Origin of the sequence: Pseudoflavonifractor sp. 524-17 (assembly GCF_009935845.1) — a bacterium.
GTDB lineage: Bacteria > Bacillota > Clostridia > Oscillospirales > Oscillospiraceae > Pseudoflavonifractor_A.
In genome coordinates, this window is sequence record NZ_QWEK01000032.1 from 1 (window position 1) to 23,525 (window position 23,525).

Annotated in this window: 25 protein-coding genes and 3 pseudogenes; 17 read left to right on the forward strand and 11 right to left on the reverse strand. The window is 57.5% G+C overall.

Going from position 1 to position 23,525, the window contains the following annotated elements; translation table 11 throughout:
* Nucleotides 1-100: 100 nt before the first annotated feature.
* A complete protein-coding gene (locus D1159_RS12160) occupies nt 101-496 on the reverse strand; it encodes a plasmid mobilization relaxosome protein MobC (protein ID WP_161845935.1) in 396 nt (131 codons plus the stop codon).
* Here D1159_RS12160 and D1159_RS12165 point away from each other — a divergent pair.
* Nucleotides 483-845 (forward strand): hypothetical protein, encoded by a 363-nt coding sequence (locus D1159_RS12165; protein WP_161845936.1) that lies wholly within the window; start codon nt 483-485, stop codon nt 843-845. The genes D1159_RS12160 and D1159_RS12165 overlap by 14 nt on opposite strands.
* Nucleotides 846-1,100: 255 nt before the next feature.
* Here D1159_RS12165 and D1159_RS12170 read toward each other — a convergent pair whose 3' ends face one another.
* Nucleotides 1,101-1,724, reverse strand: coding sequence for a DUF3267 domain-containing protein (locus D1159_RS12170; protein ID WP_161845937.1), 624 nt, complete (start codon nt 1,722-1,724; stop codon nt 1,101-1,103).
* A 309-nt stretch (nt 1,725-2,033) separates the two neighbouring features.
* Between D1159_RS12170 and feoB the strand changes: the two genes are divergently transcribed.
* From feoB to D1159_RS12190, 4 genes are all read left to right on the forward strand, one after another.
* Nucleotides 2,034-4,484 carry a ferrous iron transport protein B gene (feoB, locus tag D1159_RS12175; protein ID WP_161845938.1) on the forward strand — a complete coding sequence of 817 codons (2,451 nt, stop codon included), beginning with the start codon at nt 2,034-2,036 and terminating at the stop codon, nt 4,482-4,484.
* A 28-nt stretch (nt 4,485-4,512) separates the two neighbouring features.
* Entirely contained in the window at nt 4,513-4,698 is a 186-nt protein-coding gene (locus D1159_RS12180) for a hypothetical protein (protein WP_161845939.1), read from the forward strand.
* A 129-nt stretch (nt 4,699-4,827) separates the two neighbouring features.
* Nucleotides 4,828-5,220 (forward strand): cytidine deaminase, encoded by a 393-nt coding sequence (locus tag D1159_RS12185; RefSeq protein ID WP_161845940.1) that lies wholly within the window; start codon nt 4,828-4,830, stop codon nt 5,218-5,220.
* 89 nt (nt 5,221-5,309) lie between these two features.
* Nucleotides 5,310-6,038, forward strand: coding sequence for an NAD-dependent protein deacylase (locus D1159_RS12190; protein ID WP_161845941.1), 729 nt, complete (start codon nt 5,310-5,312; stop codon nt 6,036-6,038).
* Between the two features lie 60 nt (nt 6,039-6,098).
* Here D1159_RS12190 and D1159_RS12195 read toward each other — a convergent pair whose 3' ends face one another.
* The 5 genes from D1159_RS12195 to D1159_RS12215 are packed head-to-tail and all read right to left on the reverse strand — an operon-like array spanning nt 6,099 to nt 11,397.
* Nucleotides 6,099-6,917 carry a hypothetical protein gene (locus tag D1159_RS12195; RefSeq protein ID WP_161845942.1) on the reverse strand — a complete coding sequence of 273 codons (819 nt, stop codon included), beginning with the start codon at nt 6,915-6,917 and terminating at the stop codon, nt 6,099-6,101.
* A gap of 25 nt (nt 6,918-6,942) precedes the next feature.
* On the reverse strand, nt 6,943-8,304 hold the full coding sequence (locus D1159_RS12200) for a hypothetical protein (protein WP_161845943.1): 1,362 nt from the start codon (nt 8,302-8,304) through the stop codon (nt 6,943-6,945).
* Entirely contained in the window at nt 8,294-10,075 is a 1,782-nt protein-coding gene (locus tag D1159_RS12205) for an ATP-binding protein (RefSeq protein WP_161845944.1), read from the reverse strand. Before D1159_RS12205 ends, D1159_RS12200 begins: the two co-directional genes overlap by 11 nt.
* A 22-nt stretch (nt 10,076-10,097) precedes the next feature.
* Nucleotides 10,098-10,811, reverse strand: coding sequence for a response regulator (locus tag D1159_RS12210; RefSeq protein WP_161845945.1), 714 nt, complete (start codon nt 10,809-10,811; stop codon nt 10,098-10,100).
* A gap of 49 nt (nt 10,812-10,860) precedes the next feature.
* A complete protein-coding gene (locus D1159_RS12215; protein WP_161845946.1) occupies nt 10,861-11,397 on the reverse strand; it encodes an NUDIX hydrolase in 537 nt (178 codons plus the stop codon).
* Nucleotides 11,398-11,605: 208 nt separating this feature from the next.
* Here D1159_RS12215 and D1159_RS12220 point away from each other — a divergent pair, with 208 nt between their 5' ends.
* From D1159_RS12220 to D1159_RS12260, 7 genes and pseudogenes are all read left to right on the forward strand, one after another.
* A complete protein-coding gene (locus D1159_RS12220) occupies nt 11,606-12,163 on the forward strand; it encodes an adaptor protein MecA (RefSeq protein ID WP_202621068.1) in 558 nt (185 codons plus the stop codon).
* A gap of 266 nt (nt 12,164-12,429) precedes the next feature.
* Entirely contained in the window at nt 12,430-13,251 is an 822-nt protein-coding gene (locus tag D1159_RS12225) for a DDE-type integrase/transposase/recombinase (RefSeq protein WP_243152267.1), read from the forward strand.
* 329 nt (nt 13,252-13,580) lie between these two features.
* Nucleotides 13,581-13,703 carry an ORF6N domain-containing protein gene (locus D1159_RS20055; RefSeq protein WP_161845947.1) on the forward strand — a complete coding sequence of 41 codons (123 nt, stop codon included), beginning with the start codon at nt 13,581-13,583 and terminating at the stop codon, nt 13,701-13,703.
* 130 nt (nt 13,704-13,833) lie between these two features.
* The gene (locus D1159_RS12235) at nt 13,834-14,031 is read left to right on the forward strand and encodes a hypothetical protein (RefSeq protein WP_161845948.1); all 198 of its coding nucleotides are present in this window, start codon (nt 13,834-13,836) and stop codon (nt 14,029-14,031) included.
* A gap of 59 nt (nt 14,032-14,090) precedes the next feature.
* Nucleotides 14,091-14,570 carry a CHC2 zinc finger domain-containing protein gene (locus D1159_RS12240; protein ID WP_161845949.1) on the forward strand — a complete coding sequence of 160 codons (480 nt, stop codon included), beginning with the start codon at nt 14,091-14,093 and terminating at the stop codon, nt 14,568-14,570.
* A gap of 154 nt (nt 14,571-14,724) precedes the next feature.
* Nucleotides 14,725-15,862, forward strand: a pseudogene (locus tag D1159_RS19695) (YfjI family protein).
* A 58-nt stretch (nt 15,863-15,920) separates the two neighbouring features.
* Nucleotides 15,921-16,352 (forward strand): HET domain-containing protein, encoded by a 432-nt coding sequence (locus D1159_RS12260; protein WP_161845953.1) that lies wholly within the window; start codon nt 15,921-15,923, stop codon nt 16,350-16,352.
* A 134-nt stretch (nt 16,353-16,486) separates the two neighbouring features.
* Here D1159_RS12260 and D1159_RS12265 read toward each other — a convergent pair whose 3' ends face one another.
* The 4 genes and pseudogenes from D1159_RS12265 to D1159_RS19705 form a co-directional block, all read right to left on the reverse strand.
* Nucleotides 16,487-17,323, reverse strand: coding sequence for a MerR family transcriptional regulator (locus D1159_RS12265; protein WP_161845954.1), 837 nt, complete (start codon nt 17,321-17,323; stop codon nt 16,487-16,489).
* Nucleotides 17,324-17,556: 233 nt separating this feature from the next.
* Nucleotides 17,557-17,721, reverse strand: a complete 165-nt coding sequence (locus D1159_RS20225) for a hypothetical protein (RefSeq protein ID WP_347563686.1) — start codon at nt 17,719-17,721, stop codon at nt 17,557-17,559.
* Between the two features lie 24 nt (nt 17,722-17,745).
* Nucleotides 17,746-17,979 (reverse strand): annotated as a pseudogene (locus tag D1159_RS20230) (IS110 family transposase); the annotation flags it as partial.
* Nucleotides 17,980-18,365: 386 nt separating this feature from the next.
* A pseudogene (locus D1159_RS19705) lies at nt 18,366-18,650 on the reverse strand (transposase); the annotation flags it as partial.
* Between D1159_RS19705 and D1159_RS12275 the strand changes: the two are divergent.
* From D1159_RS12275 to rsmA, 5 genes are all read left to right on the forward strand, one after another.
* Nucleotides 18,636-19,970: an MATE family efflux transporter gene (locus D1159_RS12275; protein WP_347563687.1), complete on the forward strand. Its 1,335-nt coding sequence runs from the start codon at nt 18,636-18,638 to the stop codon at nt 19,968-19,970. The pseudogene D1159_RS19705 and the gene D1159_RS12275 overlap by 15 nt on opposite strands.
* A gap of 153 nt (nt 19,971-20,123) precedes the next feature.
* On the forward strand, nt 20,124-21,365 hold the full coding sequence (locus D1159_RS12280; RefSeq protein ID WP_161845955.1) for a WYL domain-containing protein: 1,242 nt from the start codon (nt 20,124-20,126) through the stop codon (nt 21,363-21,365).
* Nucleotides 21,362-21,799 (forward strand): DUF3788 domain-containing protein, encoded by a 438-nt coding sequence (locus tag D1159_RS12285; RefSeq protein ID WP_161845956.1) that lies wholly within the window; start codon nt 21,362-21,364, stop codon nt 21,797-21,799. Before D1159_RS12280 ends, D1159_RS12285 begins: the two co-directional genes overlap by 4 nt.
* An 82-nt stretch (nt 21,800-21,881) precedes the next feature.
* On the forward strand, nt 21,882-22,415 hold the full coding sequence (locus D1159_RS12290) for a nitroreductase (RefSeq protein ID WP_161845957.1): 534 nt from the start codon (nt 21,882-21,884) through the stop codon (nt 22,413-22,415).
* Nucleotides 22,416-22,555: 140 nt separating this feature from the next.
* Nucleotides 22,556-23,410, forward strand: coding sequence for a 16S rRNA (adenine(1518)-N(6)/adenine(1519)-N(6))-dimethyltransferase RsmA (rsmA, locus tag D1159_RS12295; protein ID WP_161845958.1), 855 nt, complete (start codon nt 22,556-22,558; stop codon nt 23,408-23,410).
* Nucleotides 23,411-23,525 lie beyond the last annotated feature (115 nt).

The following is a 23,525-nucleotide window of genomic DNA, read 5'->3' on the forward strand; positions in this document are numbered from 1 at the left end:
TTGTCCACTCCTTATTCTCTTGATTATATACCCAATCCTTGAGAATGGGGTGTCAACTTTTTTTATACCACATCATTCAGCCGCCCCATAGTCGGCATTTTTAGAGCTGATATGTTTGAATGTTGCCAACGGCTTCACCTACTTTCTGCAAGACTTCAAACTTCAAGGCGGCAAGCCCGGACAGGGCGGCTCGTACCTCTTGGGAAAGGGCGTTATAGGGTGTGCCGTACTCGTTCAGACAGCGGGCAATCTGATTCAAGTTGCCGCCGATTTTCCCGTACTCGGCGGTTAGCCTCCCAACGGCAGAGAGCAGTTCATCATTGACCGGGGAAACGGTGATAACCGAGCGTATGCTTGACTTGATTAAGGCTTGCCGGATAAACTCGGCTTGGCTCATTTTGCAGAGGGTGACACGCTCGGAAAACTCGGCGTATTCTTCCTCGGTCAAGCGTGTTTTGATTACCCGGTGGCGGTGGGGCGTGTTGTATTTTCTCATGGGCTTCAACTCCTTTCTTTTTATGCTTTGCCCTCTCACCAATAGGAGAAAAACAGGGGGCAAAACGGAAGTGTTTTTTGAAAAATCCGAAAATATTTTTTCGGAGATTTTTCAAGCGGCGCAAGCCGCAAAAAGGCGGGCTTGGGGTGGCAACCCCAACAAGATTCCCGCAGGACAAAATGAGCGATTAGCGAAATTTGGTACTGTGGTAGAATCTTGCTCTAAGAAAGTGGCGGCTTCCGCTGTGTGGGCTTCCCTCAATACCTTTAGTGCCGCAAGCGGGGATTTTGCCAAAGTAACAGCGATATTCTCCCCTTACTACCTACAACACCACGCAAAGCGAAAATGATGGTGATTTACGGAAATTTCCCTCTATTCCTTACAAAACCGCACAAGCCCGAATAGGCGGAAATTTTCAGAAATTTCTTTCTATCCCCTTTGCACGGCATAATACTGGCGATTTTTGAAAATGCCAAAAATGGGCGCAAAAAAACAGGAAACCTTTTCTTGATTTCCTGTCTTGGTGTGCCGTTCTGTATGTACGGTGGTTATTCAAATTTCTTTTGGCTTCTATCCTACAAGCAGAAATTTGTAGTATTCGTTCCTATTTCTCAAAAACTACAAAAGCACATTCGTAAGGATGGGCGCAATACAGACTTTCTCGCTTATCAGCTAATATACTTCTCAGTATAAGTTGAAAATCTCCGCCACCTGATAAAATCATGTATTCTGCCGCAAAAAATAGTAGTAACTGATTTGTCATCACCGCAGCCACTGCACCCCCACCTCCTAAAACCAATGTAGGCATAGCAGTTCCTAACAGATATTGCCACTTTTTCAACGGTTCGAAGCAAGTGCAATATGGAGATAAAGTACTCCAAACGATTCCGAAATCAATCGCATGAAAATGATTTTTTGCAAAAATCCCCCAGGTAATTCCATGTATCAGCTCATGCACGATGATCAGGCATAAAATAAGCAAAGGCAACGCCACAGCATATCCCCAGGAAATACCATCTAAATTAAAACCATTCACATTATTGTAGAGCCAAAATGTTAAAGCCATAAACGGAAACATGACTAAAAGAGCTAAATACTTTGCTTTTTGTGTATTGATAACCACATTCTTCATTTTATATCCTTTTTGTTGCATTTCAGAGCTTATTTTTTCAAAGCAATCTTTATGTTTCAATTCTTTTTCTGTTAATTTTCTTTTGTCCTTATCCATACTTAATTCCTCCAAATCCCGATTTTTCGTTCTGCTCTATTTGTTGCTCTATACAGCTCCTTAATAAATCTGAATTTGTAGATGAGTTCATCATAAAGCAGCACCCGCCGAAAAGCAATTTCTTTCCGGCGGGCGTCCGCTTCCTTATGGAAGTTGTCCCAACTTACGGGCCTCTTTTTCCGCCCAGCGGGAACTTTTCGGAACCCGTTTCCACTCCCTTGACAGTGCAGGGCGGGGAAGCGTATAATTGTTTCATACAGAAACAAATTTAAGTGAAATTTATCCAGTTTGGAGACAGGACGGCGGGAAATGAAGACAGACACCACACAGCGCAAGGGCACGCTGGAGGCCCTCTCTCCCGGCGAGAGCGGCGTCATTCTCCGGGTGGGGAATGAGCGCGGGCCGGTCAAGCGGCGGCTGGTGGACATGGGCCTCACCCCGGGGACCCAGATCACCGTGCGCAAAATCGCCCCCTTCGGCGACCCCATTGAGGTCAATATCCGGGGGTATGAGCTCTCCCTCCGGCGGGAGGACGCCCGGCAGATCACTCTGGCCACCGGGGAGGAGGCCCAGGCTGCCAGACTCATCCGCCAGAAGCGCTCCAGCATGGTTCAGCACATCCCCGACGAGGAGACCCTCCGCCGGATGAGCGCCGACCACGCCCACGAGGCGGCGGAGCACGGCGGTCCACCGGATTTCGCCAGCCACGACACCCGCACCATGAAGCTGGCCCTGGCCGGCAACCCCAACTGCGGCAAAACCACCCTGTTCAATTCCCTCACCGGCTCCAACCAGTATGTAGGCAACTGGCCCGGGGTCACCGTGGAGAAAAAGGAGGGCGCCGCCCAGGTGGACGGCCGGCCGGTGACCATTGTGGACCTGCCGGGCATCTACTCCCTGTCCCCCTACTCCATGGAGGAGATTGTGGCCCGCGACTTCATTGTGGGCCAGCGGCCCGACGCCATTATCAACATTGTAGACGCCACCAATCTGGAGCGCAACCTCTACCTCACCGCCCAGCTTCTGGAGCTGGAGCGGCCCATGGTGGTAGCCCTCAACTTTATGGACGAGGTGGAGAAGCACGGGGACCGCATTGACATACAGGCCCTCTCCCAGGCCCTGGGGGTACCGGTGATTCCCATCACCGCCCGCACCGGAAAGAATATCCAGTCCCTCCTTCAGGCCGCCCACCGGCAGATACACACCGGCGTCACCGTGGAGCCCGACGATCTCTACGACAGCTACACCCACCAGATCCACCACAAGATGGGGGAGCTGATTCACGACCGGGCCTACGCCGCCCACATCCCCGCCCACTGGGCGTCCATCAAGCTCATCGAGGGGGACCGGCTGGTGGAAGAGAGTCTGGCCCTGAGCGAGGAGGAGCGCCGGGGTGTGGAGGCCGTCTGCGCCCAGTACGAGGGGGCCTACGTCCTGGGGGACCGGGAGACCTTAATTGCGGACAGCCGGTACCAGTTTATCCAGAACGTGGTGGCCCTGGCCGTGCGCAGGGGACAGGACCGGGGGGCTTTGACCCCCTCGGACAAGATCGACGCTTTTGTCACCCACCGGGTTCTGGCCATCCCCCTCTTTCTGCTGATGATGCTGGCCATGTTTGCCCTCACCTTCGGCCCCGGCCAGGCCCTGTCCGATCTGGTGGAGGAGATCATTACCGGGCCGGTCACGGAGGGGATCCGGGCCGGCCTGGCCGCCGCCCAGGTGGCCCCCTGGGCGGAATCCCTCCTGCTGGACGGCATTGTCTCCGGCGTGGGCGGGGTGTTGGTCTTCCTGCCCCAGATCGCCCTGCTCTTCTTCTTCCTGTCCTTTCTGGAGGACTCCGGCTACATGGCCCGGGCCGCCTTTATCATGGATCGGCTGCTGCGGCGCTTCGGCCTGAGCGGCAAGGCTTTCATCCCCATGCTGATGGGATTTGGCTGCACCGTCCCCGCCGTTATGGGCGCCCGCACCATGGAGCACGAGAAGGACCGGCGTATGACCATTATGCTGGTGCCCTTTATGTCCTGCTCCGCCCGCCTGCCGGTATACGGACTGCTGGCCGGCGCCTTCTTCCCCCGGCACAGCGGATTGGTGGTCTTCTCCCTCTACGTCACCGGGCTGTGCTTCGCTATTCTGTCCGGCCTTGTGCTGAAAAAGACCCTTTTCAAGGGGGAGCCCGCCGCCTTCGTGCTGGAGCTGCCCCCCTACCGCCTGCCCACTCTGAAGAATATCGCCCTCCACGTGTGGGAAAAGGTACGGGGCTTCCTGGTCAAGGCAGGCACCCTGATTCTGGCCATGAGCGTGGTGCTCTGGTTCTTCCAGTCCTTTGGCTGGGACGGGGGATTCGTCATGGTGGACAACGCCGCCAATTCCTTCCTGGGGGCGGTGGGCAGCGCCATCGCCCCGGTGCTGCGCCCCCTGGGCTTCGGCACCTGGCAGGCTGCGGTCTCTCTCCTCACCGGTCTGGTCGCCAAGGAAGCGGTGGTCTCCTCCATGAGCCTCTTCTGCGGTTTCTCCGCCGGGGCAGGGGGCGCGGCGGTGGCCGCCGCCCTCAGCGGCACCTTTGCCTCCCCGGTGGCGGTCTACGCCTTCCTGGTCTTCGTGCTTCTCTATGTCCCCTGTGTGGCGGCGGTGTCCACCATCTATCGGGAGATGAACAGCCTGAGCTGGACCGTCCGCTCCATCCTATGGCAGATCGCCGCGGCCTATCTGGGCGCCTTTTTGGTCTATCAGATTGGCTCTCTGCTCTTCCCGCTGGCCTGAGTTTCGTTGCGAGGAGGTTTTATTTTATATGGTAAAATACATGATCTATCTGGCCCTGGCTCTTTTGATTTGCTGGTCCTTCTGGTCTGTGGGCCGGGCCATTGTCCGGCAGCTTCGGGGCGGCTGCGGCCGGGACAGCCACTGCGCCGCCTGCGGCGGCTGTTCCAACCGGGGCAGCGCCCATAAAACGCGCAGCCATACCTGTAGACACTGATTTCAGAACAGAACCGTGTCCCTTGGCGGCTCATATCGGGCAACCAGGTACCGGCGCTGAGGGCTCGGCCCTATGACCCGCGCTCAGCGCGATAAATCGTTGTCTTCCGGTAAGAAGGGGGAACGTCATATGGAACAGATCTGGAGGGAACTGTTTCAGGCTGCGAGAGCCGTACAACACGCAAGGAAACTGTCTGATTATGTAGACGCAGGAGGCGTGGCTGCCGCAATACTGTCGTCTTCAGGAAACATCTACACAGGCGTCTGCGTGGATACCTGCTCCACATTGGGAATCTGTGCGGAAAGAAGCGCGATTTTTAATATGATAACAAACGGCGAACAGGAGATCAAAAAGGTGCTCGCAATCATGCCGAGTGGAAAATCAGGCGCGCCATGCGGCGCCTGCCGGGAACTGATGGCGCAGCTTATGCCGGATAGTTACGGGGAAATTGAAGTGCTGATTGATTTTGATAACGAGGAGGTCGTTACGCTTGGTGAACTGACTCCCAGGTGGTGGATATAGGACAGCCATCAATCAAAGCGCGCCAAGCGCGGCCTTAACTCATCCCCCAATTATGGGAAGAGATGCAGCGATGCGAAGGAGGAACTGCCATGGAAGAATCGGTCAAACAGCTTCAGAAGTGGATTGACGAAAGCCAAAACATCGTCTTTTTCGGCGGCGCGGGGGTGTCCACCGAGAGCGGCATCCCCGACTTCCGCAGCGTAGACGGGCTCTATCACCAGAGCTACCGCTATCCGCCGGAGACCATCATCAGCCGCAGCTTTTTCGATCGGGATCCGGAGGAATTTTTCCGTTTCTACCGGGAGAAAATGCTCTGGCCTGACGCCAAGCCCAACCCCGCCCACCGGAAGCTGGCGGAGCTGGAGAGAACAGGGAAGCTCCGGGCTGTGGTCACCCAAAACATTGACGGCCTGCACCAGGCCGCGGGAAGCGTCCAGGTCTACGAGCTCCACGGCTCCGTCCACCGCAATTACTGCATGAACTGCCGCCAATCCTATGATCTGGACTTTATGATCCACAGCCAGGGGGTTCCCCGCTGCTCTGTCTGCGGCGGTGTGGTAAAGCCAGATGTGGTTCTTTATGAGGAGGCGTTGGACCAGAGTGTGATGAACAGCGCCCTTCGGGCCATTCAGGACGCCGGCCTGCTCATCATCGGCGGCACTTCCCTGGCGGTCTACCCCGCCGCGGGCCTCATCCAGTATTTCCGGGGGAATCGGCTGGCTTTGATCAACAAGACCCCCACCCCCTACGACCAGGCCGCCGGTCTGGTCGTCGCCGCCCCCATCGGCGCCCTCTTTGACCAGCTTCATATCTGCTGACCAGCTCAAAAACTTGCGGCGCGGAATTTTATTCCGCGCCGCAAGTTTTTTTCCCGTTATTTATGACAACAGACTGCCGTCCCTGCCGCTCAGCGTGTAGGAGCCTGTATCGGTCTCCACATACCACACCGGCTCCAGCATGAAAACCCGGCTGCCGGACAGGCGGTAGCCCGCTGTAATGGCGTTGATGCGGCTGAACATCCGACCGCTCTCGTTGCGCTGGCTGAGGAAGCGGATCAGCAGCGTGGGCACCGTGATCATCTCGCCCCGGCTGGTACTTCCTGTCCCCTGTACCCGCTGGCCCTCTATCCGGCGCAGCTCGTCCCCCTGGTAGATGAGGGCGGCCTGGCAGTTAAAGATAGTAATATCCCCCTGCCACAGCTGGCAGTAGACCAAAATCTGCTCTTCCCCCTCTTCCCGGCGCTCTATCAGCCGCCCCGCAAAGCCCAGCTTTTCCAGCACCTCTCTGCCGTGCTCCTCCAGACTCTCCCCCTGGACCGGCATGGCCCCGGGGGAAAGCTCCGCGGTAAAGCGCCCGCTGCCAAAGGAGTCCAGCTGGCCCTGGCCGCTGGAGTAGGTCACCCGGACGCCGCCGCTCTCGTCCTCCCGCTGGCAACGGCCCAGCAGCGCCTCCGCCTGGTCCGCTCCGGTGTGCATGTTCTCCTGGTCCAGCCGGACCGCCGGCAGGTCCATATCCGGAGGCAGATCCTCCCCCGCCAGGGTGACGCCGCTGCTGGCCAGGGTAATCTGCACCTCCCGCCGGGCAATCGCCTGGTAGGATCGATAGCGAACCTCCTGGGATACCACCATAATGAGCAAAATCCCGTTCAGCGACAGCAGGATCAGCAGGATGATGTTTTTGATTTTTGACCACTCCACCTTACATCAAGCCCCCTCTCCGCCGTCACCCGGCCACCCAGCCGGCCTTAACCTCGTTCCCCTCCTCCTCGTAGCACAGGGACAGCTCCATTCTGCCGTTGGGATTCAGGGCCCGCAGCGCTGCGGCGGCCTGGAGCTCCCGCAGGACCAAGGTGGTCTCTCCGGTCTCCTCATAGCACCGGAGTACCAGCTCATAGGCGGCGATCTGGCCCTCCTTCACCACGAAGCGGGCGGCATACCCCTTTTGCAGACGAACCGGGATGCCGTCGATACTGTACTGAAACAGGATCTCCCAGCCGGTCTCCTCCTCCAGGGGAAGAACCTGGTCCAGATAGAGCCGGCCGGCGCTCTCCACCGAGCCGCACCAGACGTCCACCCCTCTGGCGGCCAGCCGGCGGGCGGTCTCAATGGACTGGGTCAGGCTGGGCACTCCCTCCGGCGACTCGATGGGATAGCGGGCGGTTTTCCCGTTCTCCTCCGCCTCAAAGGTTACAGTTCCGTCTTGAGACAGCCGCAGGGTGTCCTCCTCCCGCACGACCCACTCTCCCGGCACCTGATAGTCGGTCCCCCGAAAGGACAGGGCCTTTTCCAGCGCCGCCCGGCTGCTGCTGTCCGCCATATTCAGCGGCGCGGTCCGCTGGCACCCCTTGGGCCGGACAGCCTCCTGGCCCACCATTACCTCGCCGTCCAGCGCCCTGTAATACTCCTCTTCCAGCTCATAGGCAAAGCGGACGCCGTTGTCCGCGTACTGGGCCAGGGCGCGGGCGAAATACCCCTCATAGGCCACCGAGGTGGCGCAGGCATAGTACAAACCGTCTTCCTCATTCTTATAGTAGAGGTCCGCGGCGGCGCCGTCCCCGCTGCGCACCAGCGCCAGGCAGCGGACCTGCCCGCTCAGATTGGGGTTGCCCTCTCCCTCCCCCATCCACTGGCACAGGGCGGACATGGGCACCTTCCCCAGCAGGTCCAGGTATATCCCAGGCCGCTGGAGAGCCTTGCGCCACTGGAGGTCACTCACCGCCTTGGGGGGCTGGGCGGTGGCCAGGGCCTCCTGGAAGAAGTCCCGGAAGGCGTTGAAATCCTGCTGCGTCTGAGCCGCGTCGTACTGCGCGCCGTAGCGTTTGACAGGCTCCCCCTCCAGGCAGACCGACAGCCGGGCCGGCTGCACCGCCTCCGCCACATCCACCCGGAGAATCCGATCCGCCTCGCCGCTGTCCTCCGGGCCGAACAGCTGGGCCAGCCAGCCGCTCTGGCTCAGGCCGGTGTAGAACTGGCTGCGCACGGTCAGATACACCGCCGAGCAGGCCAGCAGTACGATCAAAATATCCTTGAGCCACTCAACGGCCCGCCGCCGCCTGGTCTGCTTCTGCGGGTTCTCACTTGTCATGGTCCGGTCCCTCCACCAAAAACTCCATCCGCACGGTCAGACCGGGGCCGGGGCGGTCCACCAGGCGGATAACCCCCTTGTGCCGGTCCACGATCTCCTTTGCGATGGACAGTCCCAGCCCTGTGCCGCCGGACTCCCGGGAGCGGGCCTTGTCCACCCGGTAGAAGCGTTCAAAAATCCGGGGGCGGTCCTCCTGGGGGATGCCGATGCCGTTGTCTGACACCTCCATCCACACCCAGTCCTCCCTCCGTCCCCCCCGGATGAGGATCTTTCCGTTATCCGGGGTATACTTGATGGAGTTGGATACCACATTCATCATTACCTGAACCATCCGCTCCCGGTCGCCCACGATGTCAGGCAGATTTTCTTCCAGCAGAATGCGCATGTCATGGCCATGGCGCTGGGCCTCCAGCAGATTGGCGTGGTAGACCTCCTGCACCGCCCTGCCGAAGGGGAAGGGGGCCAGATTCAGCTCGCTGTACCCCGAGTCGAACCGGGACAGGGTGAGCAGATCCTGGACAATGTGGGTCATCCGGTCGCTCTCTCCCAAAATTACCTCCAGAAAGCTCTTCTCTTTGGCGGGGGGCAGCGCCCCCGCGCTGTCTACCAGCGTCTCGGCATAGCTGCGGATATTGGTCAGGGGGGTGCGCAGCTCGTGGGACACATTGGCCACAAACTCCCGGCGCATCTCCTCCGTTTTGTGCTGCTCCGTGACGTCGTGGATGACCACCAGTACGCCGCCCTGCCCCTCCCGGTAGAAGGGGGCCAGCAGCAGCTCCAGACTGCGGCCGTTCACCCACCGGGTCCCCTCCAGATAGCCCGGCTGCTCCACCGCCAGCACATCCTCCAGGGGGGCAATGTCCCCAAACAGGCTGGCGTAGCTACACGGACCGTCCACAGGAATGGCCTGGCCCAGCATGTCCGCCGCCGCCGGGTTGGCGTGAATTACCTCCCCCCGACGGGAGAAGGCCACCACCCCGTCGGTCATGTGGAGAAAGAGGGTGTTGAGCTTGTTTCGCTCGTTCTCCACCTCCGCCAGGGTCTCCTGAAGCTGCTGGGCCATGACGTTGAAGGTATTGGTCAGCACGCCAATCTCATCCCGGGAGGCCACCTCCAGCTTGTAGGAAAAATCTCCCTCGGCCACCCGCTCCGCCCCCTCGGTCAGGCGCTCGATGGGGATAATCATGGTCTTGGACAGAAGGAAGGACAGCAGTGTGGAAATCACCACGCCGAAGAACAGGGATTTTACAATCAGCTCAATCAGCTCCCCGTTCAGGGTGGAAATGGTCTCCCGGTTGTCCAGAATATAGATGATATACCGGCTGTCCCCCCGGGTGATGGGGAAAGCCACATCCATATAAGGGGCGGAGATGTCGCTCTCATACCCCTCCCGGCCATTGATGGCGGTATTCAGATTGGGGGTGTTCTCCAGTATCAGGTCTCCCCGGCTGTCCGAGGTCTCCAGGCAGGCCGCCCCCCGACCGTCCAGAATATAATAGTTGCGGCTGCGTCCGTCCACGCCCAGTACGCCGTTATAGGTCTCCAAAATCTGGGCCATCATCTCCGCGCCGTTCTCCTCCCCAGGGGCGGCATTGCTCAGGTCGCTGACAAAGGCGGCATCCTGGCTGAAGACCCGGTGCATCCGGTCGTAAAAATCGTGGATGTAGAAGCTCACCACCGAGTTGATGAGAAAGGCGCCCACCACCGCCATCAGTGACACAATCAGCAGTGTCATAATGAGCACCAGCTTCATATGAAGGCTGCGAAACATGGACTCCCCTCCTCACAGGCGCTTATGGCTCCCCGTGGAACAGATAGCCCAGCCCCCGCCGGGTGAGAATGAACTGGGGGGAAGCGGCGTCGTCCTCCACCTTCTCACGCAGGCGGCGGATGGCCACGTCCACCGCCCGCACGTCTCCCACATAGCCCTCGTAGTTCCACACGTGCTCCATCAGCGCCTCCCGGGAGAAGACCTTCCCCGGCTGGGCCGCCAGAAACTTCAGCAGCTCATACTCCCGCTGGGTCAGATCCAGGGGACGGCGGTCCTTGTAGGCCACCATCTGCTCTGCATTGATAGAGATGCGGCCGCCGGCAATCTGGGTGCCCTGCGCCGGCTCCTCCTCCACAGCGGCGCTGAGCACCTCGGTGCGGCGGATGTTCGCCTTCACCCGGGCCAGCAGCTCCCGCATGGAGAAGGGCTTTGTAATGTAGTCGTCCGCCCCCAGCTCCAGGCCCAGGACCTTGTCGGTCTCCTCCTCCCGGGCGGTGAGCATCAAAATGGGGATGGATCGGTTCTGCTTCCGGACGGCGGTACACACGTCAAAGCCGTTCATTTTGGGCAGCATCAGATCCAGCAGAATCAGGTCCGGGCTCTGCTCCAGCGCCAGCTGGAGCCCTGCCGCGCCGTCGTAGGCCTCCAGCGTCTCATAGCCCTCTTTGGCCAGATTGAAGCTCAGAATATCCACGATGTTCTTCTCGTCCTCTACAATCAGAACCCGTTTTTTCATGGTGTCCTCCTTTTTCGCCCTATCTCCCCGCCCCGCGTTCCGGGCGGCGCTACAGCCCCAGCAGTACTTTTGTCTTCAGCACGGCGGCCACAGTTTTTCCGTCCACAATCTCCCCGCTCATCACCTGCTCCACCAGCTGGTCAAAGGGGACCCGCCCGCCCTCTAAAAATTCGTCCTCATCCGGGTGGACCGCCCCTTGCTTCAGATCTCTGGCCAGGTACATATGCAGTACCTCGGTACAAAAGCCCGGGGAGACATAAATTTTACCCAGGTAGATCAGCTCGCCGGGGGTCTCTCCCACCTCTTCGTCCAGCTCCCGCAGGGCGGCCAGGCGGTGGTCCTCCCCGTACTCCAGCTTGCCTGCCGGCAGCTCGGTGACAATTTCCCCAAAGGGATAGCGGAACTGGCGCACCACGCTCACCGTCTGATCATCGTGCAGCGCCAGAATCGCCACGCCGCCGGGGTGTTCCACCACCTCCCGGGCAGCAACGTGTCCATTGGGCAGCTCCGCCTGGTCCAGGCGCACCGTTATAATCCGTCCCTTGAACTTTATCTGCGTTGAGACCATTTTTTCCGTCAGTTCCACGGCCCGATTCTCCTTCCCGGCCCCCGGGGGAGCCGTTCCTTTTTTCGCATACAGATATAGTCTATCACAAATCTCCCCAGGTTTCCACACCCTGGCCCCCTCTTTTCAGAAAAGGCAGCCGTCCCGGCCAAACATTACCGCTATCCCCCTTCCCATTCAGGCGGTATAATGGATTCATTCATATCTATCGGTAAACAGGAGGTATCCAATGACCATTCAGCCCATTGGTACGACCAGTATCGCCCTCTACCTAACTCCCGCCGATCTGCGGCAGCACGGCCTGTCCCCCGAAGATCTGCCGCTGGATCGGGCCTTGGAGCTCACCCGCTCAGCCTGCGGCGAGGCCGGTATCGAACTGGACGGCGTTCTGGAGATTGACGCCTACCCCGGCAGCTGCGGCGTACTGGTCTTCGCCCGGGTCCGCCCCCCCAGCCGGCGCTGGTTCTCCTTTTGCTCCTTTGAGGATCTGCTTGCCGCTGCCCACGCCCGGCCTGGCCCGCCGGAGGAGTCCGCCCTCTTCTGGTGGGAGGACGGCTGGTGGCTCTCCCTCTCCAGTGAGGCAGAGCAGTGGATCGGATTGCTGGGAGAATTTGGTTCTCCCGCACCCTCCGCTCCCTATCTGGACGCCAGAATCACCGAGTACGGCGCAGCCGTCCTCCCCAAAGACGCCCTCGCTCAGCTGGCCCGGCACTTCCCAGCCCAAACCCCGCCCCCGCCCAATCGGGACGCGTCTGTCTTCAGTCAGGCGGTTCTAGGGCCTGTTTGAAAATTGTCAACACGCCCAAACGGCGGCTCTTTTTCCGCCATACTTTGCCGATTTTCCTTGAAATACATCCAGTATTCCTGCGTCAAATCGGCTTTATCTGACGAAAAAATATCCCGCCGCTGAGCATATTGCCATTTTTCAAACAAGGCCTAATGTAGGAGTACAATAGATATCGGACAGCAGAAGAAAACAGCAGAAGGATGAGGCCGCATCGGTTAAAGTTGAGTTACCACACTTAATCCAACCGGGAGGAGGCCACATCCTTCATGAGCAAGAGTATAACACAGGACATGGCATACAGGCAATCCCTAATGAAATACGCGGAGAAATACGGCGTAAGCCGTGCCAGCCGGAAGTACAACAAGAGCTGGTCGTATATCTACTTTTGGCGGGCTCGCTGGGACGGAAGTATACAGTCTCTGGCCTGCCAGTCCCGGCGTCCTCACGGCCACCCCAAGCAGCATACCAAAGCGGAGTTGAAGCTGATCCGGGATATGCGCCACCGTAATCCGCAGCTCGGCCTGGTGGAGCTGTGGTACCGTCTGAAACAGCGCGGCTATACCCGTCGGCCTGAGAGCCTGTTTCGAGTTATGCGAAAACTGGGGATGTTCCCACAGGAGAAGAAGAAAAAGGCTTACACGCCAAAGTCTTACCAGCAGATGGCCCATCCAGGCGAGCGGATCCAGGTGGATGTGAAGACCGTCCCTCGCCGCTGCATCACTGACCCGGAACTGCGCCTGTTCCAATATACCGCCATAGATGAGTTCTCCAGGCTCCGCTTTCTCGCCGCCTATCCGGAGCAGTCCACCTATTCTTCTGCGGACTTCTTAGAGCGGTTGGTGAAGTGGTATGCCAGAAAGGGCATCCAGGTCGAATGTGTCCAAACCGACAACGGTTTCGAGTTTACCAACCGTTTTTCCAACAGCAAGCGGGATATCCTGACTCTTTTCGAAAAAACTGCTGCTGAACTGGGTATCCAGCACAAACTCATCCGTCCTTACATCCCCAGACACAATGGCAAGGTGGAACGCAGCCACAGGGAGGATTCAGAAACGTTTTTACTCTGTCCGCTCTTTCTTCTCCCTTGACGACTTTGAAAAACAGCTCTCTGCCCATAATCGCCGTTCCAACAACTTGCCGATGAGGCCGCTTTCCTGGCTTTCTCCTGTCGAGTTCATTGTCCAATATCTTTGACAAACTTACAGTTTTTCACCATGACAATTACAGAATCTGCGCTTTCATATTGTGCGTTTATAATCTTATACGACCAATGTACTCCGGATCGCAAACATTATCTGTGCATGAAAGAGGAAGATGAGAGCGTTGTGTCCTGTTGTACCCAATACTGGAGCAACTACCTATGGGGCCTCACGATGGGCACCATTGAGCTGCCCCGCATGGAAAGGAGAACCATAACATGAGCGAAATCGCCATCTACACCCAAGCCCAGTCGTTGGCGGTGAAGGAGTACCAGGGGGAGCGGGTTATTACCTTCAAGGATGTGGACATTCTCCACCAGCGCGTTGTCGTGAGCCATTGAGCCGGTTTTGCCAGTCGATGGCTTGCGCAACCACGCCGGTAAACGGTCCGGCGGAAGGGCAAAAAGGTGCCATTGTCAGGCGATAGTCTGACGGTGGTGCCTTTATTTTTTTGTAAAGGAGATTGTTAAAATGGCGAGGATCAGAACACTTCCCAAAGCAGCAGAGGAAATCAAGGCGAACGACACCAATACAGTTATTACCTATCAGCGGTTGCGCCGGTGGGTGCTGGATGGGAAAATCAAGCGCTTTGACGGCGGCAAATGCAGGTTGGTTGACCTGGACGAAGTGGAACGGATGGTGTCGGGTGCTGCCTATGCGGATCGCTGACCTCAAAAAGGCCCGCTCCGGTGTTGCAGCACCGGAACAGGCCGAGATGGGAGCGGGGCTTGACTGATGTTTTCCGGGCAGTCCGGGAGAGGGTTTCCGCCAAGGATGCGGCCCGCCATTATGGGCTGACCTTTGACCGCAAGGGCTGGGCCCTATGTCCCTTCCATCCGGACAAGCACCCGTCTATGTCCTTCCGGGCTGGCCGGTTCCGCTGCTGGGCGTGTAATGCGTCCGGGGATAGTATCGATTTCACCGGGCGGCTGCTGGGGTTGGAGCCTATGGCGGCGGTGGAACGGCTGAACGCTGACTTTGCCCTTGCCCTCCCCTTCCACCGGCAGCCAACGACGGCAGAGGTGCAAGCGGCAAAGCGCCGGATGGAGGTTGCCAAAGTGCACAAAGCGTTTGAGGAATGGCAGGAAGCCTTTATTCCCAAGCTGTGCGTAGCCTATCGCGTGGCGCACATCGCCTTACAGGGGATAGATACTCCGGATGATTTTGACCGGCTGACCGAGCGGGAGGCGCTGGCAACCTTGCTTTGAGCATTGGGCGGACACCCTGGCCGATGGGACACCAGAGGAACAAGCGCAAATTTACAAAGAGAGGGGGCAGATAGCCAGGTGGATAGAGAAAGTTTTGAACAGCTGATGGAGGCCGGGGATTTTGGCAATCCTGTCCATTCTGTCCCTGGGAATTTTGGCAACGGCGTTTCAATCCAAGTATGAGGTAGAGATTAACCCGGACTGGAGAGAGCCGCTTTGTCTGTACCCCGTGGCTGTGGCCCCGCCCGGAGAACGAAAGAGCGCGGTTATATCGGCCCTGTCAGGCCCGGTCTATGAGTATGAGGCGGAGCAGCGGGAATTTGAAGCTGCCGAGATCGCCTAAAATCAGACGGAGCGGGTGCTGCTGGAAAAGGCGCTCCAAGCCGCCCAAAACAGCGCGGCAAAGGGGAAAGGGAACTTTGAGGCTAAGCGGCAAGAGGCCCTTGACCTGTCGGCCCGGCTTGCCAACTTCAAGGAATTGCACCCCTTCCGCCTTATGGCAGACGATACCACCCCGGAGAAGCTGGTGGACATGATGGAGATGCAGGGCGGCAGCATCACCGTGGCAAGTGCGGAGGGCGGCGTATTTGACAGCATAGCGGGACGGTATGACCGGGCGGCGAACTTTGACATTTACCTAAAGGGACACGCCGGGGACACCATATCCGTTGACCGTATCGGAAGGAAATCGAATTACATAGCCAAGCCCCGCCTGACCATGATACTGGCCATTCAGCCCTCCGTCCTTCATGGCCTGATAGATAACGCCACTTTCCGGGGGCGGGGACTGTGCGGGCGGTTCCTCTATGCTATGTGCAAGTCGTATGTCCGGCAGCACAAGGGCGGAATACCGGCAGTTTGTCCGGCGCATTTTGGCAGATCAGGGGGGTGGTGTTGTCCACCTCTCCCCGGAGGCTAACACTATTCGGGAGGACTACCAGGCGTATATCGAAAAGAAGCTGGGCGGAGAATGGGAGCATATGCGGGACTGGGGCGGCAAGCTGGTGGGCGCTATGGTGAGGATCGCCGCCCTCCTTCATCTGTCCAGCTTTCCGGCCAATGAGCCGATCAGCGCGGAGACGATTGCGGCCAGTGGCGAGGCGGGGATCAGCAAGCGTGACCTGTTCCGGCTTGTTCGAGGGAAATTCAAAAAGGCGGAAGGCATAGAGGCCCCGCTACGCGTCCTGGCGGAGTACAGTTATATCCGTATCGAGGACGTGGAGCGGGATGGAGCCGGGAGAAAGGCCAGCCCAAAAATAAAAGTAAACCCGTTGACCTGTGGACACAATTAGTCCCGCTCGCGGTATTCTGTCCATTTAGTCCATTCTGTCCACACGAAAGGAGTCTTGCATGGACGATATTTTTTCAGACGCCGAGCGGGCTATGGCCGCGCTATGTGAGCCGCTGGGGGACTATGCGCCCCGGCGCAGGCGGCGGATTGCTGACTATAAAGACAGCGCGGGGCGTGACCTCCACCAAGACCTTGTTACATGGCATGACCGGCAGGCAGCGGATGAAGCCCTGGTACGATCCATCCGGGAGGCCCTGGCCGGGAACGGGTGCAGGCTGACCGCCCTGGCGGAGTGCATGGAGGACGGAACAGGGAGGGCGCTGTATTTGGCCCCCGGCTACCTGGAAGAATTTGCGGCGGAAATGGGGTTGACCATGCCGGAGAACATAGCCGCCGCATTGGCCGCCGCCGGGGTTCATCCTGTGAACTGGGAGGAATTAACGTATGGGGCTAAATCACAACGCAAGGGCAGAGCCGCCGAGAAGCAGTAACTACGGGGGATAGTTTATGTATTGTGTAGTGTGATACTGGTTTGATACGATTCATTTCAAACCAGTATCACAAGAATGATTGCAACAGGCAAGCAAACCGCCCTGCTGAACGACAAATTCAGCAGGGCGGTTTTTTATTGCCGCGGCAAAACAATTGATGTTACCGGTATTTCAATCTGTACGAGCGCATCTTCAGTCCGGTCAATTACATTTTCATTGATAATGACTTCATAAGAAAACCCAGATAACGCAAGACCGCGCGCTTGAACGTAATCAAATATCTTTTGGTAGCACGGCGCAGAACTTTCCGCCGCGTCTCTATAAAATGCCCGCACATAATCCCCGGCGGGCTGTATGTACAGCCCATCTTTTTTTATAGGAAACGGTATTTCAATAAAAAGTTTGGAATACTCCTCGAAATTTCCGCTTTGCAGGCTTTCTACGGCAATCATTGCCCCATAAGAGGCGTCATGCAGACGGCGAAGCTGATATTTTTTCGTTTCAGCGGTGATCATCTCTACCTGCTTATCAAACGTAGTGTCCTGACTGATGTTTACGGTCACTAAGCTGCGCTCCTTTTTCCGCACAATGCTGATTTCCGATAAGTCCATCGTCAATAATGTCTGCATATTCTGGCGATGGTACGATAGTGTTTTCCGTAGCGCTCTCAGATGTGCCATATTACGGTCTAAATCATCAATTTTCTCCTGCAAAAGCTGCTTCATGCTGGCGGCGGAACGGTTTTTCATAAATGCCTGTATTTCATCAATCGGCACATCCAACTCCCGCAGCAGCAGGATCGTTTCCAGAATGGCGCTCTGATAATAGCTGTAATATCTGTATCCGTTTTCGGGATGGATAAACGCCGGATGAAACAGGCCGATTTCATCGTACCACATCAGAGTTTTCTTATTGATGCTATGCAGGGCCGCAAATTGGCCGATTGTGAGCAATTTTCTCTTTTTCTCCATTTTTTAAAATACCCCTTGACTGTACAGTTACTGTACAGATTATGATAACTCATATACCGAAGAAAAACAAGTAAAAAGTCTAATGGTATGAAGTCAAGTGAGTGATGCAGAAAATTTTGCTGTAAAATCGGATAAAAAGAGCCAAGCAGGTATAAAAAAGGCAACACCAATCCGAGCCCCGTCCCTGCGGATTTTTGAAACAGGGCCTGTTCGTCAGAGCGGTGAGCGATAGCTCAACCCTCCAGCGGGATATACAGGCGGTTGTCCATCAGCAGTCGATAGGCCAACCGGATCAGTTTTCTGGCAGTTAAAGCGAGTGCGCGTTTATGCTGGAACTGGTTGGCCTCTTTGAACTTGAGGTCATAGTAGCGCCGGAACTCGTAGCCGCATCTTCTCACAGAGTTGGCGGCTTCCAGCAGGTAGTAACGGAGATAGCGGTTGCCGGACTTGGTGAGCTTGGTGTGCTGGGCCTCGAAGTCGCCGGACTGGTGCTGTGTCCAGACAAGGCCGGCGTATTTGGCAACGGACGCCTGGGAGTTAAAGCGGTGGATGTCACCGATCTCAGCAATGATACCAGCGGAGTAAACCTTACCAATGCCGGGGATGGAGGTAAGTGTGTTGGGGATGATCTGGATGTGTTGGGGATGATCTGGAATTGCTGTTCAATAGCCTTGTCCAAAACTTTGATTTGCCCGTCCAGTGCCCGCATGGTGGCGATGGCCACGGACATGGCCTGATTCACAGAATCATTCACAGTCTTTGGTAAACGGTAGGAACCTCTGGCAGCGGACTGCACCGCTTTGGCTGTGCCCTCCGGGTCGGCAAAGCGGCCCCTGCCGGATTTGGCAATGAAAGCGGTCAGTTCATCCAGATCAGCATAGGCCAGGTCGTCCACCGTTTCAAACCGTTCCATGAGGGCGATAGTGGCGGCGCTGGAGTTGGCGATATCCTTGTTTTGGGCCATACCGGAGCACTTGAGGAACAGGTAATTGGCAAAGTGCTGCTTTTCCCGCGTCAGATTCTGCACAACGTCAAATCTGGCCCTGGTAAGGGTTTGCAGGGATTCATAGCGGTAATCGTCCATGTAGACCTCCTTGCCGATCCTGCCAAAGCGGAGATGGTCGGCGATGACAAAAGCGTCCACCCAGTCATTCTTGGGCAGATCTGGATAAGAGTCCTTGAACTTCTTGACCTGCTTGGGGTTGAGTACATGGATTTTTCTCTGATACCTCCCCAGCCGTCCATCTTCCCGGAGGGCGCAGACCAGGCCGTCCCCGTAGATGTCTGCAAATCTTATTATACGAGGAGAGCGATGATGGAAAATCAAAATACTTACAACAAGCCGGTCACATTGAGGAGCATCCTCAAATTCGCAGTTCCTACCATTGCAATGTCTGTCTTTATGTCCTTTTACACCATGGTTGACGGTCTGTTCGTGTCTAACCTGATTGGTACGAGCGCGCTGTCTGCAATCAACCTCACGGCCCCGGTGATTCAATTGGTAACAGCCATTTCCACCATGCTGGCAGCCGGCGGGAGTGCAGTCATTATGAAAAAGATGGGTGAGCAAAAGCCAAAAGAGGCCAAGGAAGATTTTACGTTCCTGATTTTGGTGAACGTGGTCGTTGGCCTGGTCATGACTATGCTTGGATACTCCCTGATGGAAACCATCTTTGGGCGCATGGGGCTGTCCTCAGAAGTTGCGGGCTACTGCACCTCATATCTCAGCCGCTATCTTCTCTTTACGATCCCGATCCTGCTGATGAACAATTTCACGCTCTATATGATCGCCTCTGAAAAAGCAACGCTGTCTCTGACTTGTTCCGTGTCAGGTGGTGTGCTGAACATTGTGCTCGACTATGTATTTATCGGCCTTCTGGATATGGAAATCAGCGGTGCGGCCATTGCCACCGGCCTGGGCTATTCTGTGACCGCCGTTGCTGGTCTGTTTGTGTTCAGCCGCAAAAAGAGCCTTCTGCACTTCACAAAGCCCGCTTTTCGCTTCAAGGTTCTCGCAAGCGCAGTGACAAACGGATGCTCTGAAATGGCCACCGCTCTGGTCACAGGCATCATTACGATGATGTTCAACTGGACGATGCTCCACTATGCCGGGGAAGACGGCGTTGCCGCCGTGACCATCATCATGTATGTCCTGATGTTTGCAAGTTCCCTTTACACGGGGTATTCCTATGGCGTCGCTCCCATGCTCAGTTACTATTACGGTGAGAAGAATCAGGAAAAGCTAAAGAAACTGGTTTCCACCAGCCTAAAAGTAATTGCCGTCATTTCCCTTGTAACGGTTGCAGCGTCCTTTGCCGCAACAAAGCCTTTGGTGTCCGTTTTTGCCCGACCGGATAATCCGGTTTATGATCTGGCCGTCACCGGAAATCGAATCTGCACCCTGGCGCTGTTCTTTATTGGCTTTAATATCTTTGCCAGCGGGATGTTTACCGCATTGTCTAACGGCATCATCTCCGCGATTCTCGCTTTCTCGCGCTCTTTCGTGTTTATGCTGATTACCATGCTGATCCTGCCTGTGATTTTAGGGGTAAATGGTATCTGGCTGGCTACGCCAGTAGCAGAACTTATGGCCCTGGCCCTATCCGCATTGATGTTCGTGAAATATCGAAAACGGTATCAATATTAGGGGGGCGCCGTTTTGAACGCAGCGAGCAGCGGCTGAGTAGAAGAAAGTGTACGGCTGCATTCTCACGCCTATCGCCCCTCTCTATTTACTCCGTACTTTTCCCGTGGTATAGTTGCCTTATGGAATCTGAGTTTTGACACAGAGGTGGGGCCTATGTCAGCCGGGCGTTTATTTGGGATATACTACTATCTGCTGGACCGCCGGCAGGCTACCGCGCCGGAGCTGGCCCGGCGGTTTGAGGTATCGGTGCGCACCATTTACCGGGACATTGACGCCCTCTCGGCGGCGGGCCTTCCAGTCTACGCCACCCCCGGCAGCGGCGGCGGCATTGCCCTGCTGGATCGCTGTATTCTGGACCGGGCCGCCTTCAGCGATGAAGAACAGGCACAGCTGCTCACCGCCCTGCAAAGCCTGCCGGAGACAGTGCGCAGCGGCGCACAGGGTACTTTGGAAAAGCTCTCCGCCCTCTTCCGGCAGCGGCCGCCGGACTGGCTCCAGGTGGATCTGTCCCACTGGGGTACCTCCGGGCCGGACCATGATAAATTCCAGCAGCTCCGGCGGGCGGTTCTGGAGCGGCGGGTGATTGCCTTTTCCTATGTCAGCACCGCCGGCCGCTGTGAGGCGCGCACCGTCCTCCCCGCCCGGCTGGTCTTCAAGGGCCAGTCCTGGTATCTCCAGGGCTTCTGCCGCATTCGCGGGGCCTACCGCACCTTTAAGATCAGCCGGATGCTCCACCTTACCGTGGAGGAGGAGCACTTTGACCAGACGCTGGCGCCGCCCCCCATTGACGGCAATCCAGGCTCCCTCCCCTTCTCAATTACCGTTGTCCTCTCCTTCGCCCCCCGGATGGCCTATCGGGTCTACGACGAATTTGACGACAGCTGCATCACCCTTCAGGAGGATGGCAGCTTTCTGGTCCAGGTCACCCTGCCGGAAGATCAATGGCTGTACGGCTACCTGCTCTCCTTCGGCGCGGCGGTGGAGGTCCTGTCCCCGCCGGATCTGCGCCGCCGGCTAGGTCTGCTGGCCAGAGAAATTTGGCGGGGATGCGCTGGCCCTGACAGCAGTTGTCAGGTTTGCTGTGATAAGATAGGCTCATCCAATCCAAAGGAGGTATCTTTTATGCAGTTCAATCCCAACGACTTCTGTCAATCCTGTGGTATGCCCATCACCGATCCCGCCCTCCACGGCAGTGAGGCCGACGGCTCCGCCAGCCCTCACTACTGCAAGTACTGCTACCAGAACGGCGCGTTTACCGGCGACATGACCATGGAGGAGATGATCGACTTCTGCATGCCTATCATGGTCCGGGAGCACCCGGAACTCACCGCCGAGCAGGTCAGGGCCCAGATGGGCCAGTTCTTCCCCATGCTGCTGCGCTGGAGAACAAAATGACAGACTCAACCCTTCTCACCGCCCCGGAAACTCCCGCTCTGGAGGATATCCGCGCCCTGGTAGCCCTTCCTCTTTGGGACGAGCTGTGCGGGTTTCTTCACACTACCTGGCACGCCGCTCCTAAGCTGGAGTTCAGCAAGTGCTCCCTGGCCTTTGGCTGGAATGTAAAATACCGCAAAGGAGGCCGGGCCCTGTGTACCCTCTACCCCGCTCCGGGCGCCTTTACCTGCATGGTCTCCATCGGCCAGCGGGAGACCAGCCATGCCGAGCTCCTCCTCCCCCGCTGCACCCCGTATGTCCAGGCCCTCTACACCAGCAGCCGCCCCAGCCGTATGGGCCGCTGGCTGATGATCGGCGTCACCAGTGCCGCGATTTTAGAGGATGTAAAGCAGCTCCTCCTCCTGCGCTGTCCTCCAGCCCGGAAACAGCCTTGACTTTTCCCGGCGGCCGGTCTAACATGGAGGTATCTTTAGAAGCTGTGCCAATCGCCTCATTTTTGATTAGGAGGTCGCTGCGATGGACTTGCAGACCTGTATTCACACCCGGCGGAGCATCCGCACCTTTACTTCTGACCCAGTCAGCCGGGACACGCTGGAAGAGGCCGTCTCTCTGGCCGCCTGGGCGCCGTCCTGGAAGAACACCCAGATCAGCCGCTATCTCGCCATTCAGGACCCGGAGGCCCTGCATACAATCTGTGAACAGTACGCCCCCTTTAACGCCCGTGTCATCGGCGGCTGCCACACTTTAGTGGCCCAGACCTTTGTGAAAAACCGCTCCGGCTTCGAGCGGGACGGTTCCTTTTCCACCGACCGGGAGCGGGGTTGGCAGTACTATGACTGCGGTATCGCCGCCCAGACCTTCTGCCTGGCCGCCCATGCCCTGGGACTAGGCACCGTCATTCTGGGCATTTTTGACCGAAAGGGTCTGGAACAGTACTTAAATCTTCCGGAGGACCAGGAGCTTATGGCCCTCATCGCCGTGGGTTACCCCGCCGGCACCCCTGCTCCCCCCAAGCGCAAAGACGTGGAGACTTTGCTCTCCTTCCGCTGAGCAAAAATTCTTCTCAGTCAGCCTAGGTCCGCTCCCAAAAGGGGCGGGCCTTTTTCGTGACAAATCCCGCTTCAGGTGGTATAATTGGTGCCGGTCCTTCTCTTGATTCGACACAGACCGGACATCAAAAGGCGGTAATTATGGATTTATGTAATATCAATGAGATCAAAAAGCTCCTGGCCCGACATGGATTCCACTTTTCCAAAGCTCTCGGGCAGAATTTTCTCATCGCGTCCTGGGTGCCGGAAGCCATTGCCCAGGCCTCCGGCGCAGGGCCGGGGTGCGGCGTGATTGAGGTGGGTCCCGGCATCGGCCCCCTCACTGTGCAGCTAGCCCAGCGGGCGGACCGGGTGGCGGCGGTGGAGTTGGACCGCGCCCTCTTCCCCATCCTGGCGGAGACCCTGGCCGGCTGTCCCAATGTGGAGATCGTCCCCGGCGACGTGATGAAGCTGGATCTGGCGGCGCTGGCGGCAGAAAAGCTGCCCAACCTCACCCCCATAGTGTGCGCTAACCTGCCCTATCAGATCACCACGCCAGCGATCACCGCCTTTCTGGAGGCAGGGATTTTCTCCGCCGTCACGGTCATGATTCAGCGGGAGGTGGCCCTGCGGATCTGCGCCCAGCCCGGCACCGCCGATTACGGCGCCTTTTCCGTCTTCTGCCAGTACCATGCCCGCACCGGCCTTCTCTTCGATGTGCCGGCGGAGTGCTTCCTCCCCGCGCCCAAGGTCACCTCCGCCGTGGTGCGCCTCGTCCCAAGGGACACCCCAGCCCAAACGCTTGTGGAGGACAAGGTCTTCTTCCGGCTGGTAAAGGCCGCCTTTGCCCAGCGGCGCAAAACCCTGCTCAACGCCCTCTCTGCCGCCTATCCCCTGCCCAAGGAGCAGCTGCGGGCCGCTCTGTCCGCCTGCGGCCTGCCGGAGAATATCCGTGGAGAGCGGCTGGGCATACCTGAATTTGCCGCGCTGGCCAAAATTTTGGACGCCGCTTCCTGAACGGTCTGGATTTCAGACCACCCTTCACCGGCCTGCGGGGCAAAAATCGCCCCAACGGCCGGTTTTTTCTCCTTTATATAGAAACTGAACTTTTTATACTAAACTGCATAGGCTA

Excerpts from the sequence above, each read along its gene's own strand:
- D1159_RS12185 (WP_161845940.1), top strand. The coding sequence starts at position 4,828 with ATGGAACAGATCTGGAGGGAACTGTTTCAGGCTGCGAGAGCCGTACAA.
- D1159_RS12205 (WP_161845944.1), bottom strand. The coding sequence starts at position 10,075 with ATGTTTCGCAGCCTTCATATGAAGCTGGTGCTCATTATGACACTGCTG.
- D1159_RS12285 (WP_161845956.1), top strand. The coding sequence starts at position 21,362 with ATGACAGACTCAACCCTTCTCACCGCCCCGGAAACTCCCGCTCTGGAG.
- D1159_RS12280 (WP_161845955.1), top strand. The coding sequence starts at position 20,124 with ATGTCAGCCGGGCGTTTATTTGGGATATACTACTATCTGCTGGACCGC.
- D1159_RS12260 (WP_161845953.1), top strand. The coding sequence starts at position 15,921 with ATGGACGATATTTTTTCAGACGCCGAGCGGGCTATGGCCGCGCTATGT.
- D1159_RS12180 (WP_161845939.1), top strand. The coding sequence starts at position 4,513 with ATGGTAAAATACATGATCTATCTGGCCCTGGCTCTTTTGATTTGCTGG.
- D1159_RS12290 (WP_161845957.1), top strand. The coding sequence starts at position 21,882 with ATGGACTTGCAGACCTGTATTCACACCCGGCGGAGCATCCGCACCTTT.
- D1159_RS12220 (WP_202621068.1), top strand. The coding sequence starts at position 11,606 with ATGACCATTCAGCCCATTGGTACGACCAGTATCGCCCTCTACCTAACT.
- D1159_RS12160 (WP_161845935.1), bottom strand. The coding sequence starts at position 496 with ATGAGAAAATACAACACGCCCCACCGCCACCGGGTAATCAAAACACGC.
- D1159_RS12275 (WP_347563687.1), top strand. The coding sequence starts at position 18,636 with ATGATGGAAAATCAAAATACTTACAACAAGCCGGTCACATTGAGGAGC.
- D1159_RS12190 (WP_161845941.1), top strand. The coding sequence starts at position 5,310 with ATGGAAGAATCGGTCAAACAGCTTCAGAAGTGGATTGACGAAAGCCAA.
- feoB (WP_161845938.1), top strand. The coding sequence starts at position 2,034 with ATGAAGACAGACACCACACAGCGCAAGGGCACGCTGGAGGCCCTCTCT.
- rsmA (WP_161845958.1), top strand. The coding sequence starts at position 22,556 with ATGGATTTATGTAATATCAATGAGATCAAAAAGCTCCTGGCCCGACAT.
- D1159_RS20055 (WP_161845947.1), top strand. The coding sequence starts at position 13,581 with ATGAGCGAAATCGCCATCTACACCCAAGCCCAGTCGTTGGCGGTGAAG.
- D1159_RS12210 (WP_161845945.1), bottom strand. The coding sequence starts at position 10,811 with ATGAAAAAACGGGTTCTGATTGTAGAGGACGAGAAGAACATCGTGGAT.
- D1159_RS12170 (WP_161845937.1), bottom strand. The coding sequence starts at position 1,724 with ATGGATAAGGACAAAAGAAAATTAACAGAAAAAGAATTGAAACATAAA.
- D1159_RS12200 (WP_161845943.1), bottom strand. The coding sequence starts at position 8,304 with ATGACAAGTGAGAACCCGCAGAAGCAGACCAGGCGGCGGCGGGCCGTT.
- D1159_RS12235 (WP_161845948.1), top strand. The coding sequence starts at position 13,834 with ATGGCGAGGATCAGAACACTTCCCAAAGCAGCAGAGGAAATCAAGGCG.
- D1159_RS12225 (WP_243152267.1), top strand. The coding sequence starts at position 12,430 with ATGAGCAAGAGTATAACACAGGACATGGCATACAGGCAATCCCTAATG.
- D1159_RS12265 (WP_161845954.1), bottom strand. The coding sequence starts at position 17,323 with ATGGAGAAAAAGAGAAAATTGCTCACAATCGGCCAATTTGCGGCCCTG.